Annotated in this window: 18 protein-coding genes; 11 read left to right on the forward strand and 7 right to left on the reverse strand. The window is 68.9% G+C overall.

Annotated features, from left to right (window positions below; genetic code table 11):
- Positions 1-64 precede the first annotated feature (64 nt).
- The 6 genes from PSS76_RS13035 (at position 65) to PSS76_RS13055 (ending at position 3,294) form a co-directional block, all read left to right on the forward strand.
- Positions 65-850, forward strand: coding sequence for an LmeA family phospholipid-binding protein (locus tag PSS76_RS13035; protein ID WP_037085655.1), 786 nt, complete (start codon positions 65-67; stop codon positions 848-850).
- Positions 847-1,320, forward strand: a complete 474-nt coding sequence (locus PSS76_RS13040) for a thioredoxin family protein (RefSeq protein WP_081121518.1) — start codon at positions 847-849, stop codon at positions 1,318-1,320. Before PSS76_RS13035 ends, PSS76_RS13040 begins: the two co-directional genes overlap by 4 nt.
- 22 nt (positions 1,321-1,342) lie before the next feature.
- Positions 1,343-1,429, forward strand: coding sequence for a putative leader peptide (locus tag PSS76_RS23920; protein ID WP_350317252.1), 87 nt, complete (start codon positions 1,343-1,345; stop codon positions 1,427-1,429).
- Between the two features lie 145 nt (positions 1,430-1,574).
- Positions 1,575-2,048 (forward strand): DUF4395 domain-containing protein, encoded by a 474-nt coding sequence (locus PSS76_RS13045; RefSeq protein ID WP_005515368.1) that lies wholly within the window; start codon positions 1,575-1,577, stop codon positions 2,046-2,048.
- A 101-nt stretch (positions 2,049-2,149) separates the two neighbouring features.
- Positions 2,150-2,983 (forward strand): sulfurtransferase, encoded by an 834-nt coding sequence (locus PSS76_RS13050; RefSeq protein ID WP_005515369.1) that lies wholly within the window; start codon positions 2,150-2,152, stop codon positions 2,981-2,983.
- Positions 2,984-2,988: 5 nt separating this feature from the next.
- On the forward strand, positions 2,989-3,294 hold the full coding sequence (locus PSS76_RS13055; protein WP_005515371.1) for a DUF1416 domain-containing protein: 306 nt from the start codon (positions 2,989-2,991) through the stop codon (positions 3,292-3,294).
- A gap of 61 nt (positions 3,295-3,355) precedes the next feature.
- On the opposite strand, the gene PSS76_RS13060 is transcribed toward PSS76_RS13055, so the two are convergent.
- Entirely contained in the window at positions 3,356-4,582 is a 1,227-nt protein-coding gene (locus tag PSS76_RS13060) for a cutinase family protein (protein WP_081183611.1), read from the reverse strand.
- A gap of 264 nt (positions 4,583-4,846) precedes the next feature.
- Between PSS76_RS13060 and PSS76_RS13065 the strand changes: the two genes are divergently transcribed.
- Positions 4,847-5,545 (forward strand): heme-binding beta-barrel domain-containing protein, encoded by a 699-nt coding sequence (locus tag PSS76_RS13065; RefSeq protein ID WP_013414961.1) that lies wholly within the window; start codon positions 4,847-4,849, stop codon positions 5,543-5,545.
- A gap of 356 nt (positions 5,546-5,901) precedes the next feature.
- Here PSS76_RS13065 and PSS76_RS13070 read toward each other — a convergent pair whose 3' ends face one another.
- The 6 genes from PSS76_RS13070 to PSS76_RS13095 all read right to left on the reverse strand — a co-directional run bounded on the left by PSS76_RS13070 (position 5,902) and on the right by PSS76_RS13095 (position 13,918).
- On the reverse strand, positions 5,902-6,618 hold the full coding sequence (locus PSS76_RS13070; RefSeq protein WP_081183354.1) for a hypothetical protein: 717 nt from the start codon (positions 6,616-6,618) through the stop codon (positions 5,902-5,904).
- A 280-nt stretch (positions 6,619-6,898) separates the two neighbouring features.
- Positions 6,899-8,626, reverse strand: a complete 1,728-nt coding sequence (cydC, locus tag PSS76_RS13075; RefSeq protein ID WP_337456248.1) for a thiol reductant ABC exporter subunit CydC — start codon at positions 8,624-8,626, stop codon at positions 6,899-6,901.
- On the reverse strand, positions 8,616-10,355 hold the full coding sequence (cydD, locus tag PSS76_RS13080; RefSeq protein ID WP_084870361.1) for a thiol reductant ABC exporter subunit CydD: 1,740 nt from the start codon (positions 10,353-10,355) through the stop codon (positions 8,616-8,618). Before cydD ends, cydC begins: the two co-directional genes overlap by 11 nt.
- Positions 10,352-11,374: a cytochrome d ubiquinol oxidase subunit II gene (gene cydB, locus PSS76_RS13085; protein ID WP_022594227.1), complete on the reverse strand. Its 1,023-nt coding sequence runs from the start codon at positions 11,372-11,374 to the stop codon at positions 10,352-10,354. The genes cydD and cydB overlap by 4 nt, the downstream gene beginning before the upstream one ends.
- Positions 11,375-11,383: 9 nt before the next feature.
- Positions 11,384-12,901 carry a cytochrome ubiquinol oxidase subunit I gene (locus PSS76_RS13090; RefSeq protein ID WP_013414957.1) on the reverse strand — a complete coding sequence of 506 codons (1,518 nt, stop codon included), beginning with the start codon at positions 12,899-12,901 and terminating at the stop codon, positions 11,384-11,386.
- A gap of 156 nt (positions 12,902-13,057) precedes the next feature.
- Entirely contained in the window at positions 13,058-13,918 is an 861-nt protein-coding gene (locus PSS76_RS13095; protein ID WP_064077927.1) for an aminodeoxychorismate lyase, read from the reverse strand.
- An 88-nt stretch (positions 13,919-14,006) separates the two neighbouring features.
- On the opposite strand from PSS76_RS13095, the gene ygfZ reads away from it, so the two are divergent.
- The 4 genes from ygfZ to PSS76_RS13115 all read left to right on the forward strand — a co-directional run bounded on the left by ygfZ (position 14,007) and on the right by PSS76_RS13115 (position 17,138).
- The gene (ygfZ, locus tag PSS76_RS13100) at positions 14,007-15,140 is read left to right on the forward strand and encodes a CAF17-like 4Fe-4S cluster assembly/insertion protein YgfZ (protein ID WP_238840340.1); all 1,134 of its coding nucleotides are present in this window, start codon (positions 14,007-14,009) and stop codon (positions 15,138-15,140) included.
- Positions 15,137-15,787 carry an MOSC domain-containing protein gene (locus PSS76_RS13105; protein WP_022594225.1) on the forward strand — a complete coding sequence of 217 codons (651 nt, stop codon included), beginning with the start codon at positions 15,137-15,139 and terminating at the stop codon, positions 15,785-15,787. Before ygfZ ends, PSS76_RS13105 begins: the two co-directional genes overlap by 4 nt.
- Positions 15,784-16,779 (forward strand): asparaginase, encoded by a 996-nt coding sequence (locus PSS76_RS13110; protein WP_013414953.1) that lies wholly within the window; start codon positions 15,784-15,786, stop codon positions 16,777-16,779. The genes PSS76_RS13105 and PSS76_RS13110 overlap by 4 nt, the downstream gene beginning before the upstream one ends.
- A gap of 143 nt (positions 16,780-16,922) precedes the next feature.
- Positions 16,923-17,138: a DUF3073 domain-containing protein gene (locus tag PSS76_RS13115; RefSeq protein ID WP_080559279.1), complete on the forward strand. Its 216-nt coding sequence runs from the start codon at positions 16,923-16,925 to the stop codon at positions 17,136-17,138.
- Positions 17,139-17,286: the final 148 nt, after the last annotated feature.

A 17,286-nucleotide genomic window follows, 5' to 3' on the forward strand; every position in this document is an offset into this window, starting at 1 on the left:
GATTAGCGCGAGGTCAGGCAGGACCGTCGCACCGGTGCCCGACGGACTCGGTAAGAATGGTGAGGTGCGCAAACTCATCATCGGCCTGGTGTGCCTCGTCGGACTCGCCGTCGTCGTCGATTTCGGCGCCGCCGCCTACTCCGAGTTCCGGGTTTCGCGCGCGCTGCGGGAGGGCGGCTCGCTCAACGCGGACCCCGAGGTGACCATCCACGGATTCCCCTTCCTCACACAGGCGTGGAACGGGAAGTACGACAACGTCGAGATCCGGGCGCAGCAGGTCGAGGCCGACATGATCGGAGAGGTCACGATCGAGGCGTCCCTGAAGGGAGTGGTCGTCCCGGCGTCCGCGCTGCTCGACGGCTCGGTGCAGACCGTCCCGGTGGATTACCTCGACGGCCGGATGAAGATCGACGCCACCGACCTCGGCAAGTTCCTCGGCATCCCGGACCTGCAGGTTTCCGCTCCGCCGGCGAGCAAGTCCGACGGCACCGGTGGTTCCGGCGGATCGGGTTCGACCACCGACGACGGCGGCATCGTCCTCACCGGCACGGTTCCGGTCGGGCCGCTGCAGACCACGGTGAGTGTGCAGGCCGACCTGGTCCTGCGGGGCGAGCAGCTGATGATCGTGGCCACCGACTTCAACTTCGGCCCCGAGGGCGAGGCCGAGTTCACGGTGCCGGCCCCGTTGCGCCAGCAGGTGCTCGACCGCTTCACCAAGACGATCGACCCGCAGTCGCTGCCGTTCGGCATCATGCCCACCGAGGTGTACGCGCAGGGTTCGCAGATCGTCGTCGAGGGCACCGGCGAGAACCTCGTCATCAACCTCGACGAACTGCAGGCGCAGCTGTGACCGCGCTGATCATCCTCGTCGTGGCGATCGCCGCGACCGTGGCCGTCGGGCTGATACTGCAGTCCCGCGCCGGCAAGGTGCGCGCCACGGCCCCGGCCGCCACCGCAGCCGTCGACGACGAGCGGGCGACGCAGCTCGCGGCCGCCGGTGTCACCGCGACCGGAGGCCCGATCGTGCTGCACTTCTCGGCCGACTGGTGCGGCCCGTGTGCTGCGGTCCGCCGCGTGGTCGGACAGGTCCTCGCCCGATTCGAGGCGGACCCCGACGGCACTCCGGCCGCCACCGAGGCGGAGGTCGACATCGACGAACATCCCGCTCTGGCAAAAACTCTCGGCGTCCTGTCGCTGCCCACGACGTTCATCCTCGACGGCGCGCTCACCGAGCGGTTCCGCATCTCGGGTGTGCCGTCCGCACCGGACCTCGAGACCGCACTCGCACCCCTGCTCGAAACCGGGCGCCCCAATTCCTGAAAAACCGGGTACGCTGCACCACGTGTACGCCAACCATGAGCTGATGCTCACCCGTCGCCGCGCAGTCGATCTGTGCCGCCTCGGTGGTTGTTGCTGTCCCTGCTGCTGATCACGCAGACGGCTGTCTTCTTCTCTTCGCCCAGCGTCTCTCGCTGCGACCCCCGTCCGTGATCGGTGAATCCCCCCGAGTCCGGTCCCTGCCGCATCTCCACGTCGGCACGTCAACAATCGGTAGTCCGCAGGAGCACCCCACAATGGCAACTCCCACGTCCACGCACCCGGCCCAGCAGGTCGACGTCCGCGGTCCGCGCTTCGCCGCGTGGGTCACGACCGGCGTCCTCGTCCTCGTGCTGTTGCTCTCGACCGTCTCCACTCTCGCCGCCGGCCTGCTGCTCACCGCGCAGGCCGTGGTGTTCGCGATCGGCGCTGTCGCCGGACCGCGCCGCAGCCCGTACGGCCAACTCTTCGCCGCGTTCGTCGCGCCGCGGCTGAGCCCGACGGTCGAGCGCGAGCCCGTCGCCCCACTGCGGTTCGCGCAGGGCGTCGGGCTGACCTTCGCCGCCGTCGGCGCGGTTGCCTTCCTGCTCGGCGCGGGCATCGTCGGCGGCATCGCGACCGGGTTCGCCCTGTTCGCCGCCCTGCTCAACGCCGCCTTCGGCATCTGCCTCGGCTGCCAGATCTATCCGCTGGTCGCGCGTCTGCGCGGCGGCACACCCAGCGCAGCCTGACCACCGACCCCGTCTCCCCCGTGCGGGACCGTGCTCGCACCGGTCCCGCCCGCCTCGCTCCACGCATTCACACCCGCGCTCCATCATCGAAAGGACACTTCATGGCTCGCTCCGACGTCCTGGTCTCGGCAGACTGGGCAGAGCAGAACCTCGATGCTCCCAAGACCGTCTTCATCGAGGTCGACGAGGACACCGCCGCATACGACGCCAGCCACATCGAGGGCGCGATCAAGCTCGACTGGCGCAAGGACCTGCAGGACGGCGTCCGCCGCGACTTCCTGAACCAGGAGCAGTTCTCCGCACTGCTGTCCGCCAAGGGCGTCGCGAACGACGACACCGTGGTCCTCTACGGCGGCAACAACAACTGGTTCGCGGCCTACGCGTACTGGTACTTCAAGCTGTACGGCCACCAGGACGTCAAGCTGATCGACGGCGGCCGCAAGAAGTGGGAGCTCGACGGCCGTCCGCTGTCGAAGGAGACCGTCACCCGCCCGGCCACCGAGTACAAGGCCGCAGCGCCCGACACCTCGATCCGCGCCTTCCGCGACGACGTGATCGCCGCGATCGGTTCCGCGAACCTGGTGGACGTCCGCTCCCCCGACGAGTACTCGGGCAAGATCCTCGCGCCGGCGCACCTGCCGCAGGAACAGGCTCAGCAGCGTGGCCACGTCCCCGGCGCCATCAACATCCCGTGGAGCACCACCGCCAACGAGGACGGCACCTTCAAGTCGGACGCCGACCTCGAGAAGCTGTACGCGGACAAGGGATTCGACGAGACCAAGGACACCATCGCCTACTGCCGTATCGGCGAGCGCTCGAGCCACACCTGGTTCGTGCTGCAGGAGATCCTCGGTAAGCAGAACGTGAAGAACTACGACGGCAGCTGGGTCGAGTACGGCTCGCTGGTCGGCGCACCGATCGAGTTGGGAGCATAAGGAAAATGTGCGGAGCACCTGTTCAGACCCAGACCCTGCCCGCGGGCGTGAACGTCGAGAAGGAAACCGTCATCACCGGCCGCGTGCTGGCCGCTGACGGCCAGCCGGTGGGTGGCGCGTTCGTCCGCCTGCTCGACGGCACCGACGAGTTCACCGCCGAGGTCGTCGCGTCCGCGACCGGCGACTTCCGCTTCTTCGCCGCACCCGGCACCTGGAAGGTCCGCGCCCTGTCGAGCACCGGCAACGGCGACGTGACGATCACCCCGGACAGCGCCGGCGTCTACGCCGTCGACGTGACGGTCGCGAAGTAGGTCGTTCGACACCAGACACGAAGGGGCGCCACTCCACTCGGAGTGGCGCCCCTTTCGTCGCCTAGGCGCCACCGCGTGGCAGTCCGTCGATCCACTCGGCAACTCGTTCACTGTCGCCGAGGAGTGGTGCGGGGCCGGGAAGCCAGTAGAGGACGTGCTGGAGCGGTCCGAGGAACAGGTACGGCTTGACGATGAGATCGACGATGCCGCGGTTGTCCTCGAGGAATCCGGCTCCTTCGGCGCCGAGCTTGGCCCGGACCACGTCGGCCCCCGGTCCACGCGCCCAGGCATCCAGTGCCGCAATGCGTTCCGGTGTCGCTGCCGCCATCGCCGCATCGTCACGGTAGGTCTGGTCGGCGACGGTTCGCAGCACGTCGAGCAGCGACTCGTCGGAGGTGAACCAGTCCTCGCGGGTGACGATATGGGCGATCGCGCGCGCCGACATGTCGGATGCCACGCGACCGAAGTCGGCGAACGTCTGCACCGGGTTCACGATCGTGAACCGCACCTGTCCGAGCACACCGAGCGCGAGTTCGAGCAGCGCGATGTCCGGCGGGGCGTCACACGCGATGTCCATCGGGCGGCAGTCGTAGAGGATCCGGCCGGCGAGCGCGCCGTAATCGGCCGGCTCGGACGCCATGAAGCCCCCGCCGGCCGGTCCGGGCTCGCCGAGCGACGGCGTCCCGGCCGGGCGGTAGGGGTCTCCGACGAGCGCGACGCCTGCGATGTCGTCGGCGGTCACGGCTGCCGACGCGTCCCGGTGGCCGATGTCCCGGGCGACCCGTTCGGTGATCTCGGCGCCGACGCTGTAGCCGAGCAGGACGAACCGGGTCGCGGCGCCGCACTGCGCCTTCTTCTCGTCGAGTATCCGGTTCGCCGATGCCACGCCGGCGGCCACCGAGTCCTGGTAGGTCGGCACGTCCGCCAGCAGTCCCACGCCGTAGGTCGACGGATAGGGCACGTACATCCACCCCACCGTGCCCGGCTGATCCCGGTTCGCCTGGCCGAGCGACACGGTGATCCGGTTCAGCCAGTTGGCCCCGGGCAGCTGGTTCATGTCGGCGAACGGGTCACGGTCCACGGTGGAATCACCGGCGCCCGACGCCGCGACCACCAGAAGGTCGGGGCACCCCGCACCGCCGTTGTTCGGGTCGACGACGGGCGCCCCGGCCGACCCCGGCGCCGACGACCCTTCCGCCGCCGCGACACCACCGGACGCGAACAGGGTCGCGGCGGCGACCAGCCCACCGAGAGCCGTTCCGACCATCCGCTCAACCCTGCGTCCCATCGACACCTCCGAACGTTCGCACCCAGTGCTGATCTTGTTCCGTTGGCGATCCGGGAGCACCGTACTCCCGCATAACGGGCGTCGAGCTCGATTCGGCCGGATCGATTCACCCGGCGGCACGGTCCCGTCCGATTTCGAACGCCGCGGGGGCGCGGTCTAAGATGAGCCCGTGGTCATCTTCTTCGAGGTTCTCCTGGTACTTGCCGCCATCCTGATCACCTGGTTCTCGCTGTACGTCGTGTACCGGCTGGTCACCGACAAGCCGTGAATCAGGATCCCGGCGCAGGCGGTTCGCAGCCTGACGACACCGAGTCGCACGTAGTTCGTGGCAGCGGCGACCGGGCGGTCGCGGCTGCAGAAGAGCGTGCGAAGGAAACGGCGGGTCGCAACATCCCGACACTGCCCGATCTCCCCCTGCCCGAGGACACCGCGAATCTGCGGCTCGGGCCGGACCTCAACCCGGGAATGCTCGCGCTCCTGCCGCTCGTCGGCGTGTGGCGCGGCGAGGGCGAGGGTCACGATGCGGAGAGCGGCGACGACTACCCGTTCGGCCAGCAGATCGTCGTGTCGCACGACGGTGGCAACTACCTGGTCTGGGAGTCCCGCACGTGGCGTCTGGACGCGGACGGCGCCTATGTCGGCCCCGATCAGCGCGAGAGCGGCTACTGGCGCGTCGCCGGCGACGGTATCCCCGGTAGCACCAAGGAGGAAGTTGTCGAGCTCCTCCTCACGCACTCGTCGGGTGTCGTCGAACTGTTCTACGGCCAGGCCCTCACGCAGTCTTCGTGGGAACTCGCCACCGACGTCGTGATCCGTAGCGAGTCCGGCGAACTCATCGGCGGCGCCAAGCGTCTGTACGGCATCGTCGAGGGCGGCGATCTGGCGTACGTCGAAGAGCGCGTCGTCGCCGACGGGCCTCTCGCCCCTCGCTTTTCGGCACGACTCCAGCGCTACATCGGCTGACCCCCGAACGACAGCGACCCCCGGGCCCGTCCACGTGACGAAGCCCGGGGGTTTCGTCGTTCGTGGAGTTCCGGCCTGGACGTGGCCGGAGGGCTCGGGGGTCGGGTAGCTGTCTGGGATTCGCCAGCCGCGCTGCGGTCAGTGAACCCGAAAAGCATCGTGGCTAGCGGACAGCCACCTCACGTGTCCGTTTGTCATTCAACTTCAGACCACCTCCTTCCTCGTGTAGACCCGAAGCTACGCTCGACGGAAGCGCTCGGCAACGGATTATCCGGTGACGTGTTTCACGCAGCGAACGAGCCCCGCCCCGGACAGTGCCGGGACGGGGCTCGCGTGTGGTTCGGGTGGGACGGGAACTAGCTCATGTTGCCGAGCACGTTGCCCAGGATTCCGCCGACCACGTTGGAGATCGAACCCTGCGGGTCGGTCAGCGATCCGAAGACCTGACCACCGATGCCCAGGTCCTCGAGGCTGCCCGAACCGGCCTCCACCGGGTTCGGCTGACGGACCGTGACACAGACGCCCATCGGATTGATGTTCCAGTCTCCGCCCGCGAGCAGGATGTTGGTGCCGGCACCGCTGTCCAGCTTGCTACCGACCACGGCGTTGTCCGGGATCTTGTACGTGGTTTCCAAGGCGACGACTCCGCCGCCCGCCGTGGTCCACCCGGCGCCCGTGGCCTTGACGGAGTTGTTGCCGACGACGGCGGTGCCGGTGACGTCCTCCCACTGCTGCCCCCCGATCACCCACTTCACGTTCACCCGGGCCTTCACCAACTCGAAGCCGGCGGGGTGGAAGTCACGAATCTCGCCGACGAGCGCACCCGAGCCGGACACCTTCGTGAGGTAGGTGACGGTGTGCCCGGGAGCGGCGGTGCCGTCACCGACGATCTCCTTGCTGATGGTGTAGGGGGTCCAGACGGAACCGGGCCAATCGTCGGTGACCGACTGCTTGGTGGCACACGCCGGAGCGGCCTGCGCCGTGGTGGCTCCGAGTCCGACGGTGACGCCGGCGGCGAGGATCGCCATCGAGGCGGTGGCGGCGACGGCGTGTCGTAGCGAGCGACGTGACATGAACAGCTCCGTTCAGTGGGTTGGGGGGCCGGCCTGAGGGGGATGGTAGAACGCGTTTCAGTATCGAGTGCACAACTCCGCCGAGTTGCCTATTTCGTCGTGAAGTCGATCACATAGTAGCTAGTAATTCGGACGTACGTCCAGAAAACTAGCACCGAGGTCGGGGGCACTTTTCGACGAATCGCCGCTCGTAACGCGACGGAACGCGCGAACGATCACGAGATCACTAGAACGTGTTGCAACACAGACGGCCGCGCGGTGCAGTTCACATCGCCCGTGGTCAGGGCCGCTGCGAGGCACCCATCGGTTCACCCGGACTGACACCGTCGCCCGCGTCGGCGGGCGCCTCACCCACGGTGACGATCCGATCCGGACGTGCATCGGCGGGCAACTGGTGCGTGACGAGCATCAGAGTCCGTGTGGCGTCGACCAGCGAGCCGTTGCGGTCGAGCAGCTCGCGCAGGATCTGCGCGCCGTCGGACGCGTCGAGGTGCTCGGTCGGCTCGTCGAGCAGCAGTACCCGAGCCGGCGAGACGAGTGCCCGCGCCAACAGCAAGCGGCGGCGCTGGCCACCCGAGATGGCGCGCGCACCACCACCCAGCGACGTGTGCACCCCCCGCGGCAGGCGCGTGACCCACTCCCCCAGTCCGACGGTTCGCAGCGCCGAGAGAGCGTCGTCCTCGGTCAGATCACCCCGGGCAACCCTCAGGTTCTCGAGCACCGACGTGTCGAACAGGTGCGCGTCCTCGGCGAAGAACCCGATCTCGCGCCGCAGATCGTCCGGCCGGAAGTCGGCGAGCGGGACACCGTCGACGGTCACGGTTCCGCTGACCGGCGGCAGCAGTCCCGCCACCGTCATCAACAGTGTGGTCTTGCCCGCGCCGCTGCCCCCGACCACTGCGATGCGTGCGCCCGGCGGCAGATCTAGGTCGAGCGGTGCGGTCACCTTGTCGCCGTCGGGCCAGCCGCAACGCAGGTCCCGGGCGCGCACGTCGGCCGGATCGGGCGGCGTGCGGCTGCCGCCGGGCCGCGCCTCGCCCGCCCGGTCGAGCAGCTCGAGAATCCGGGTGGACGCGATCCGGGCACGGGTCAGAGCGACGGCGGCGGCCGGAAGCGCACCGGTCGCCTCGAAAGCTGCGAGCGGAACCAGCACGAGAATCGCCAACGACATCGGAGTCATCGCGCCCGGCGCGCCCCCGTCCGTCCCGTACAACGTGATGCCGATGAGCAGGGAGCCGAGCACGCTCGCGCCGATCGCGAGGGGCGTGGCGGCGGCAGCGAACGCCGCCGGTTTCGCCGCCCGGTCCGCGGCGCGGACCGCCTCGTCGTCGGCAGCCTCCGCTCGCGCGACTACGTCGTCGAGGCGTCCGGCCACGCGCAGTTCGGCCGCATGGTCCAACGCGGTGACGGCAGTCTCGCTGAACAGTGCCGTCGCCGCGGCACTCTCGGATTCCGCGAGACGCGCCGCGCGCGCCGACAGCCACGGCGCCAGAATCCCGGACACCGCGAGCGCGACGGCGAGAACGAGCGCCCCGGCCGGAGAGATCAGCCCCAACAGAATCACTGCGGACAAGGACATCACGACGGCGACCGCGATCGGTACCAGCGCCCGGATGACCACGTCGCCGAGCGCGTCGACGTCGGCGCCGGTGCGAGCCAGCAGGTCGCCGCGGCGCAGCCCCGCTGCTGCCGCGGGGTCGCCGTCGGCGAGACGCCGGTAGATCATGGTCCGCGCCGACGTCGTGCCACGCAGCGCGGCGTCGTGCGTCGCGAGGCGCTCGAGGTAGCGGAAGAGGCCCCGGGAGATGCCCAGCGCTCGCACCGCGACGACCGCGACGGTGAGGTCCAGGACCGGCGGCATCTGCCATGCCCTGGTGATCAACCACGCCGACAGCGCCGCCAGCGCGAGTGCGCTACCGAGCGTTGCGACGCCGGCGGCGATTGCGGCCAAGACCCGGCGCGGTTCGAGGTCGAGCAGGCGGATCGCCCGCACCAGATCACGATTCATGTTGCTGCGCCCCGACTTCCTGCTGCGCCTCCACCCGGACCACCCGGTCGCCCGCCGCGAGCACGGTCGGCCGGTGGCCGACCACCACGACGGTGCGGCCCTTCCCGGCGAGATCGCGCAGGGAAGTCAGCACGGTGCGTTCGGTGTCGTCGTCGAGGTGCGCGGTGGGCTCGTCGAGCAACAGCACCGGGCGCGGCGACACCAGTAGCCTGGTCAGCGCGAGGCGCTGCCGCTGGCCTAGCGAGAGGCCGGTGCCACCGACCCCGACGACGGTGTCCCACCCGCGTGGGAGCTCGGCGAGAACCGCGTCGAATCCGGTTGCTCGACAGGCGCGGTGAAGCGCGTCGGACCCGGGATCCACCGGTCCGACCAGCGCGAGGTTCTCGCCGAGAGTGCCCGGCACCAGCACCGGATGCTGCGGCAGCCATGCGATCCGGTCCCACCACCGGGTCCGGTCCAGGTAGGCGACGTCGACGCCGCCCACCCGCACCGCGCCCTCGGCAGGCTCGGCGAGACCCAGGATCACCTGCAGCGCCGTGGATTTCCCGGAGCCGTTGGCACCGGTCAGCACCGTCACCTGTCCGGGCCTGCACGAGACGTCCAGCCGGTGCGGTGCGAGCCCGGACCGCGAGTGCACGCTGACGCCGACCAGCTCGACCGAGTTGTCCGCGGGTACCTCGGAACCGGTTCCCGCCTCCCGACGAGCGGGGGCCTCGTCGATCACCGCGAAGGCCTTGTCGGCGGCGGCGAGACCGTCCTCGGCCGCATGGAACTGCATGCCCACCATGCGCAGGGGCAGGTACACCTCGGGGGCGAGGATGAGCGCCACGATGCCCGGTTCGAGCTCCATGTTGCCGAAGACCAGGCGCAGGCCGATGCTCACCGCGATCAGCGCCACCGACAGCGTCGCGAGCATCTCGAGCACCATCGACGACAGGAACGCGACCCGCAGCGACGACATCGTCGTCTTGCGGTGCGCATCGCCGAGTTCCCGCACCCGCGCAGCCGGACCGTGTTCGCGGCCCAGGGCGCGCAGTGTCGGCAGGCCCGCCAGCAGATCCATCAGCTGACCGGAGAGCCGGGTCATCGCGCCGAGATTCGCCTCCGACTTCCCCTTGGTGAGCAGACCGATGAGGATCATGAACACCGGGATGAGCGGCAGCGTGATCACCACGATCATCGCCGCCGTGAGGTCCTGCAGAGCGATCACGACGAACGTCGCCGGCGTGAGTGTCGCCGCCAGGATCAACGCCGGCAGGTAACCGGTGAGATACGGTGCCAGGCCGCGGATACCGCGGGTGAGGACCGTGGCGATCTCGTCGCGCCGTGGGTCGAGATCCCGTGGCGACATCCTGGTCGCTGATTCGAGTACCTCGACCTCGAGTTCGGCGACGACGCGGTTCGCGGCGCGGTGGGCGTAGCGGGCGTGCAACCACGCCGCCGACACCCGCACCACGACCGCCGCGGCCAGCCACAGCAGGTCCGTTCGCCAGTCCGCGATGCTGCGCCTGTCGGACGTGATGACGCCGGCCAGGATCGTGCCGATCAGCACCGCGGAGACGATCACCATCGCGACGTTCACCGCGGACAGCACGACCGTGAGGATCAGGTAGCCGCGCGCCGATGCCGAGTACTTCCACAGCCGCGGATCGACCGGACCCGACCGCCGACGGTCCCCGCGCCCCGCCCGGCGTGGCGCGCGGGCGGGGCGATCGGACTCGATAGTCATCCGATCTTCGTGGGCAGGCCGATCGACGGCGGGATGTGCTTCGTCGAGATCCGCTTGCTGAACACCCAGTACGTCCAGCCCTGGTAGACGAGCACGACGGGCACCAGAATCACTGCGGCCCAACTCATCACCTTCAGGGTGTACGGACTCGACGATGCGTTCTCGATCGTGAGGTTGTACGCCTCACTGATCGTGGACGGCATCACGTTCGGGTACAGCGAAGCGAACAGCAGCACGACCGCGCCGATGATCGCGAGCGTGGTGAACACGAACGCCCACCCCTCGCGTTCCAAGCGGGTGAAGAAGACGACCGCGAGCACCGCCACCGCGGCGAGCGCGACCAGGATCCACGTCCAGCCCTTGCCGTAGGCCAACTGGGTCCACAGCACGAACCCACCCGCGACCGGCACCGCCGGGATGGCCAGCTTCTTCGCCAGTTCCGCGGCGTCGATCCGGACGTCGTCCGCGGTCTTGAGCGCGATGAACACCGCACCGTGGAGGGCGAAGACCAGGCCGGTGGTGATACCGCCGAGCAGCGCATAGGGATTGAGGAGATCGAAGAAGCCCGACGTGACCTTCTTGTCCGCGTTGATCGCAACGCCGCGAACGATGTTCGCGAACGCCACGCCCCACAGCACCGCCGGCACCCACGAACCGATCATGATCCCGAGATCCGCCCGCCAGCGCCACTTGTCGTCGTCGATCTTGCCGCGCCATTCGATGGCGCAGATCCGCAGGATCAGGGCGACGAGAATCAACAGCAGTGGTAGATAGAAGCCCGAGAACAATGTCGCGTACCAGTCCGGGAACGCCGCGAACAACGCACCGCCTCCGACGATCAACCACACCTCGTTGCCGTCCCACACCGGGCCGATGGTGTTGATGACGACCCGTCTGCGGATCTCGGTCTTGCCGAGCACCGGCAGCAGCATCCCGACGCCGTAGTCGAATCCCTCGAGCACGAAGTACCCGACGAAGAGCACCGCGATGAGAATGAACCAGAATTCCTGCAGTCCCATGTCGGTCTCCTAGTAGGCGAACGAAAGTTGTTCGTCGGATTCCGGTTCGCCCGGTTCGCCCGGGCCGCCGGCCTTCGGTTTGGGGCCCTCACCCGGCGGATGCATGTCGTGCGGCGACGGACCCGCGATCGCGTACCGGCGGATGAGGTAGAACCACACCACGCCGAGCGCGCCGTACAGAACGGTGAAGACGACGAGCGAGGTCACGACCAGCGCTGTCGGATGGTCGGAGACACCCTGGTCGACGGTGAGCCTGATCAGGTCGACACCGGTCGGGTTGGGGTGCACCACCCACGGCTGACGGCCCATCTCGGTGAAGATCCAGCCCGCACTGTTCGCGAGGAACGGCGTCGGGATCGCGATGAGCGACAACCACTTGAACCAGTTCTGGTCCGGGACCCTGCCCTTGCGCGTCACCCAGAGCCCGGCCAGCGCCAGCGCGGCCGAGCCGGCGGCGAGGCCGATCATCGCGCGGAACGACCAGTACGTGACGAAGAGGTTGGGCCGGTAGTTACCTGGGCCGAACTGCTCCTCGTACTGGGCCTGCAGGTCTTCCACACCCTGCAGCGTGACGCCGCTGATCTTGCCCTCCGCGAGCCACGGCAGCACGTACGGCACCTTGAGGACGTGGGTGACGCTGTCGCAGTTGTTGTGGGTGCCCACGGTGAGGATCGAGAAGTCCGGATCGGTTTCGGTGTGGCACAACGACTCCGCGGACGCCATCTTCATGGGTTGTTGCTGGAACATGAGCTTGCCCTGGACGTCACCGGTGTAGATCACGGCGATACCCGCGATGATCATCACGAGCATGCCCATCCGGGCGGCGGGTCGGAACATTCCACGCGCATCGTTCTCCAACACCTCGCGCTCCTCCGGAGCGGCGGTCTTGGCCTTGCGCATGTTGCGCACCATCCACCAACCGGCGATGCCGACGACGAAGGTGGAGGCGGTCAGGAAGGCTCCGGCGACGGCGTGCGGAAACGCTGCCCACGCAGTGTTGTTGCCCAGCAACGTCCAGATGCTCTCGAGTTCGGCGCGCCCGGTGTCCGGATTGAACCGCGCGCCTACCGGGTGCTGCATGAACGAGTTGGCGACGATGATGAAGAAGGCCGACGCATTGACGCCGATGGCCGCGAGCCAGATGGTTGCGAGATGCACCAGCTTCGGCAGCCGGCCCCAACCGAAGATCCACAGCCCGAGGAAGGTCGACTCGAGGAAGAAGGCGACGAGCCCCTCCAGGGCCAGTGGTGCGCCGAAGACGTCGCCGACGAACCGCGAGTACTCGCTCCAGTTCATGCCGAACTGGAACTCCTGGACGATGCCGGTCGCAACCCCGAGGGCGAAGTTGATCAGGAAGAACTTGCCGAAGAACTTGGTCAGGCGATACCAGTGATCCTTCTTCGTGATCACCCACATCGTCTGCATGATCGCGACCAGCGGCGCCAGTCCGATCGTGAGCGGAACGAAGATGAAGTGGTAGACGGTGGTGATTCCGAACTGCCACCGCGAGACATCCAAGACATCCATGGCTACTCCGAAAACTCGGCCCCTAGGACAGGCTTCGGGGTCGAGACGTGGGCGTCCGCTCGATCCCTGTTCACAAAGCTACTGCGGCGTGAAGCTCACCGCAGCTATTTGTTACTACGGAATGTAGTAGACCCGTCGGCACAAACCTAGTCCGCGTCAGTCCGAACCGATCGTCTCCACCGCCAACTCGACCAGGGAGGCCACGTCCTCGGCGGCCGGTGAGGACTGCAGCGTGAGCCCGTCCAGGGTGTGCACACGCGCCGCGAGCGTGACGCTCGAGACGAGCCAAACACCCTCTGCTGCAATGAGATCGGAGGGGAACAGTGGGGCGTACTCACACGAGTACCCCTTGTCCGGAGCGACCTCGAAGAGCGCCTTCTGAGTGGTGCCCGGGAGGATGCCCTGCTCCGGCGGCGGAGTGATCAAAGTCTTACCGCGGGCGATCACGACGGTCGACCGCGGACCCTCGAGAACGCGGCCCTCACTGCTGGTGAAGACGACCTCGTCGGCACCCTGCGCCTGTGCGTGCCGCAGGGCCGCCATGTTCGTCGCGTACGACAACGTCTTCGCGCCCAACAGTTGCCACGGGGCCGACGCGGACAGATCCACCGAATAGCCCCGCGGCAGGGTCAGCGCCGACACCCCGTCCTGCCGCGCCCGCAGTACCCGTTCCGCCACCGCGCCGACCGTTACGAAGGCCGTCGGCGGTCCACCCGCTTCCCGCCCGCGGCTGAGCACCAGGCGCATCCAGCCCTCGCGGTCACCGCCCCATTCGCGGGCCGCAGCCTCGACGGCCCGGGTCCACAGGCCGCGCCCCGGCCAGGGCAGGTCCAGCGCCCGCGCCGACGCCTCCAGTCGGTCGAGATGCAGGGCCGGCTTGCGGGCCCGGCCGTCCCGTACGAGCAGCGTCTCGAAGACCCCGTCGCCGCGGATCACCGCCAGGTCGTCCACGTGGAGCAAGGGCGCCGCGGCGTCCCGCACCTGCCCGTCGAGCGTCACCAGAACCTGCTCAGCCATGCGCCCACCATAGCCAGAACCGGTCACCACCAGCAGTTCCACACCCGCCCAGCCCTGCCCCACCCCCCGTCGCTTCTAGAATGGGTCCGTGTCCGACACTCCGCTCGCCGCACCCAGTCCGCTCCTCTCCTCCCCCGGTGCCGTGCCGCCGCTCGATGGATCACCCGACGCCGGTGTCGCCTGGCACCACGGCGATCCGTTCGCCGAACAGCGCGCCGCGGTTCGGGCGGCCGCCGTCGTGGACCGCTCCCACCGGTTCGTCATCGCGATCTCCGGTGAGGAACGACTCACGTGGCTGCACACCATCTCGAGCCAGCACGTGGCGTCCCTGCCGGATGGGACGAGTGCCGAGAACCTGAGCCTGGACCTCAACGGCCGCGTCGAGCACCACTTCGTGATGACCGATATCGACGGCGTCACGTGGATCGACACCGAGACGGGCCGCGGGGCCGACCTGCTCGGTTTCCTGCAGAAGATGGTGTTCTGGTCCAAGGCCGAACCCCGGGACGGCAACGAACTGGCCGTGCTGAGCCTGCTCGGCCCCGATGTCGCGGCTTCGCCCGCGTTCACCGCAGCCCTCGGGGTGGCCGCGCTGCCCGGCGTGTACGAGGCCGTGCCGCTCGCCGGAGGCGGATTCGTCCGGCGCATGCCCTGGCCCACCGACGACGCGTTCGATCTGCTCGTCCCGCGCGCCGATCTGGCCGCATGGTGGTCCCGGCTCGTCGACGCCGGCGCCCGCCCGGCCGGGACGTGGGCATTCGAGGCGCTGCGGGTCGCCGCGCACCGGCCCAGGATCGGACTCGACACCGACGACCGCACCATCCCCCACGAGGTCGGCTGGATCGGGGGCCCCGCCGAGCACGGCGCCGTGCATCTCGAGAAGGGCTGCTACCGCGGCCAGGAGACCGTTGCGCGGGTCCACAACCTCGGCAAGCCGCCGCGCCACCTGGTGATGCTGCACCTCGACGGCTCGGCCGAAGGCCGCCCCGAGGTGGGCGAGACCCTCACCGCCGCCGGTCGCGCCGTGGGCCGGGTCGGCACCGTCGTCGACCACTTCGAGGACGGGCCGATCGCGCTCGCCCTCGTGAAGCGATCGGTGCCGGTCGACACCGCGCTCGACGCGGGCCCGTGTGCCGCCGCCATCGACGCGGACTCGGTCCCGCAGCACGACGAGGTCCAGGCCGGCCGCGCCGCCGTGGATCGGCTGCGCGGGCGCGGGTGACCGGCCGGGTAGAGGCGGTGTGCGTCGTGTTCGCCGAGCTGGACGCACCCAGCCGGCGCTCGCCGCGCACAGCCATCGACAAGCGACCGGTGATCGGCCCGGTACGCGTCGAGACCGGCGGGCTGACCGGCGACCACGTGTGCGACACGAAGTTCCACGGAGGCCGCGACAAGGCCGTCTACGCGTACTCCGCGGAGGAAGCCGGGCGGTGGAGCGACGAACTGGGTCGGGAACTGCCGGCCGGCTGGTTCGGGGAGAACCTGCGGGTTACCGGCGTGGCGACGACCGACGCGGTGATCGGCACCCGCTGGCGTATCGGGACCACCGAGCTCGAGGTCACCGAACCCCGCGTGCCGTGCGGGACCTTCGCGCACTGGACCGGTGAGCCGCAGTGGGTCAGGCGCTTCACCGGACGCGCCGACGTCGGCGCCTATCTGCGGGTGCTCACACCGGGCCGGCTGCAGGCCGGAGACCCGGTGCAGATCGTGTCCGTCCCGGAGCACGGGGTGACCGTCCGCGACGTGTTCACCGGCGCCGATCCGGCCCGGCTGCGCGCACTCCTGGCCGCCCCCGGCGATCTCGCGGACGGGGCGGCCACCCGCATCCGCAAGTTCTTGAACCGTCTCGAGGAACAGGTGCCGTCGTGAGCGTCGAACTGGTGGAAGTCGTCCGATCCGGGTTCCGCGAATGCGTACACCGCGGATCGCTCGTCGTGCTGGCCCCCGACGGCACGACGAGCGTGGAACTCGGCGAGGTGCACACCCCGATCTACCCGCGCTCGTCGAACAAGCCCATGCAAGCGGTCGCCCTGCTGCGCGCCGGCTTCGTGCCGCGTTCGACCGAGGAACTGGCGATCGCCTCGGCGTCGCACGAGGGCGAGGCCGCGCACGTCGAACTGGTGGAGCGCCTCCTCGAGCACACCGGGCTCGAGGAGAGCCGGTTGCTGTGCCCGCCGGACCTGCCGGGGAACGAGCAGGCCCGAGCCGAGGTCCTCGCGGCCGGCGCCCCGCGCCGGGCCGTCTACATGAACTGCTCCGGCAAGCACGCGGCGATGCTCGCGGCGTGCGTCGCGAACGACTGGCCGCTCGACTCCTACCTCGATCCGACGCACCCGCTGCAACAGGTCGTCATCGAAACGATCGCGGATCTCACCGGCGAACCGGAAACCGAACTCGGCATCGACGGCTGCGGTCTGCCGATCATCCCGGTCTCCCTCACGAACCTCGCGCGCGCGTTCGGTCGTCTCGTCACCGCCGACCCCGGAACTCCCGAACGTGCGGTCGCCGACGCGATCCGCGCGCACCCGCACGTGATCTCGGGGACCGGACGCGACGACGCACGACTGATGCCCGCCGTCCCCGGACTGCTGTGCAAGGCCGGAGCGGACGGCGTCCACGCCGGCGCACTCGAGGACGGAACCGCCTTCGCCTTCAAGATCGACGACGGGCACGAGCGGGCCCGCCTGCCGCTGACCGCCGCGCTGCTGCACCGACTCGGGGTGAACTGGTCCGAGGACCACGCCGCGCTGGCCTCGCAGCCGGTGCTGGGTGGAAGCGCCCGGGTCGGCACGATCCGCGCCGTTCCCGGCGTGTTCCAGCCTGCACAAATCGGACATAGCGGCAGCTCACAGGCCCGGTGAGACTAATCAGACACCGCTGGGGACCATACGTGGAGGCGGAAGCGAGTTTTGCACGCTAGAGTGTGGGTCAGGAAAACATCAACACTCAACGCGGGGCCGCCAAATTCCCCAGGCCGCCCCGCGAAAGCGCGAGGGGGTCAGCCATGGGCCGCGGCCGGGCTAAGGCAAAGCAGACCAAGGTTGCACGGGAGCTCAAATACAGCTCGCCGTCCACGGATTTCGACAGCTTGCAACGAGAGCTCTCGAACGGCGGAGCATCTGGCTCACCCCGCAATGGCGGAGTGATCGCGGACAAGCGCGCCGACGAGGATTCTCGCTCGCGCTGGGACGAGGACGACTACGACGACTGGCGTCGTTGACTGTCGTACTGACGTCGCCTGACACACCTCGCAATGAGGGGGAGCCGCCCGGCTCCCCCTCATTTCGTGGTATCCGGCGGTGGCCGTAACGCTCCGGAACGACGCCGACGGCACCAGCCGTCCGGAACGACACCGAGAACACGACGTC

It is taken from the genome of Prescottella sp. D32 (assembly GCF_037287305.1).
Lineage (GTDB): Bacteria > Actinomycetota > Actinomycetes > Mycobacteriales > Mycobacteriaceae > Prescottella > Prescottella equi.